Annotated in this window: 3 protein-coding genes; all 3 read right to left on the reverse strand. The window is 26.8% G+C overall.

The window, feature by feature from the left end:
- Nucleotides 1–52: 52 nt before the first annotated feature.
- Nucleotides 53–283: a hypothetical protein gene (locus tag N1F73_RS03645; RefSeq protein WP_260360151.1), complete on the reverse strand. Its 231-nt coding sequence runs from the start codon at nucleotides 281–283 to the stop codon at nucleotides 53–55.
- A 26-nt stretch (nucleotides 284–309) separates the two neighbouring features.
- Entirely contained in the window at nucleotides 310–786 is a 477-nt protein-coding gene (locus N1F73_RS03650) for an Mbov_0400 family ICE element protein (RefSeq protein WP_260360152.1), read from the reverse strand.
- Nucleotides 787–972: 186 nt separating this feature from the next.
- Nucleotides 973–1,364: hypothetical protein (locus tag N1F73_RS03655; protein ID WP_260360153.1), on the reverse strand; the 392-nt coding region annotated here is incomplete at its 5' end.

Below are 1,364 nucleotides of genomic sequence, written 5' to 3' on the forward strand. Positions count from 1 at the left end.
AATTTCGTATTGCATAATAAAATTATAAAAAAACACCGTTTTTAACACGGCGTTATAATGACAATTTAGATTTAACTTCTTCTTTATTTTCAGGTTCAGATATTTGGTTTAATACTTTAATATAATCGTTTTTACTACGATAACCATTATAGTTCTTATACATGTATTCATCTACATTTTCAGCGTTGCGATAATTCGTTAATTCCTCATCATCCATAACTTTTAAATGTTTAATAAGAGCTCTTAAATGTAAAACAGTAGCTACGGCCTCGTTTGTTTGCACTAAGTAATTTTCATTAAAGCTTTTGTTTAAAGGTAGGTCATTTTTAATTTTGGTGGAAAATAAAACCTCACTAACGGATTCGTATTTATCGTTAATGCTGATTCTCTGTATAGTTGATCCGATTCCAAACTATCATTTAAAGCATTTATTACATTTTTTGCATCTTTATTATTCAACTGATAGACAGGATTAAATTGATCATTTTTATAAATTTTAAAAAATTCTTTACTATTCATCACTTGTATAGAAGAGGTGTCGATAAACGACTCTTTTAATTTTTCGCTAAATTTAGCTTTTACCTCACCTTTGATTTTGTTATTATGTTGTTTTACTGATCTGGAATTTAAAAAATATACCTCATTTCCATTATAAAACACCACTAATGGTCTTATATCCCTTCTATTATGATATGCCAGTATTTTTTTACCCATAATATTGTGTGAAAAAGTCTGCACTTTATTTTTTTGAGCATACTTTTTTCTGTTTCATGCTATTCAAGACATATAACCTCCTTATTTAATTATAAAAAAAAGCAGTGCAATTATTTTTGCACCCGAAAATATTTTTTCTTCTCTTGTCCACTCACTATATATCCCACTTCCAAGTCTCAACTGCGACGATTCCACTTGGCGATTCAGATATATTTTGATAACTATATTATACACATAATATACATAAACCAAATAAAATTATTTAACTTTTTTATTTAGATATCTAACCTTTATAAATCAGCCAATAATACCACCAATCAAAACAATTCCCACGCCTAATGGTACTAAAATCGTTAAAAGCAGATTTTGTTTAGATTTTGCTCTTTTAATTTCTTCTGCATCTTTAACAGGCACAGGTTCAACAGGTTTTACCTTATCTAAATTATCAATGATATCTAAACTAGTAATATTTTTAATGTAAAAACTACCTTTATTTTTCGAGACATTTTCTACTGGATAAATAAATAATATATCTTCTAATTCTACATTTTTTTGGGAAGTGATATTTCTTACAAGTTTATCTATTTCTTCGAAATTAAATTGATAGTCTATTTTATATTCTAATTTATATTTCTGATATAGAAAATCAG

This window comes from Mycoplasma sp. HS2188 (genome assembly GCF_025209835.1).
In the GTDB taxonomy this organism is placed as follows: Bacteria; Bacillota_I; Bacilli_A; order Mycoplasmatales; family Metamycoplasmataceae; genus Mycoplasmopsis.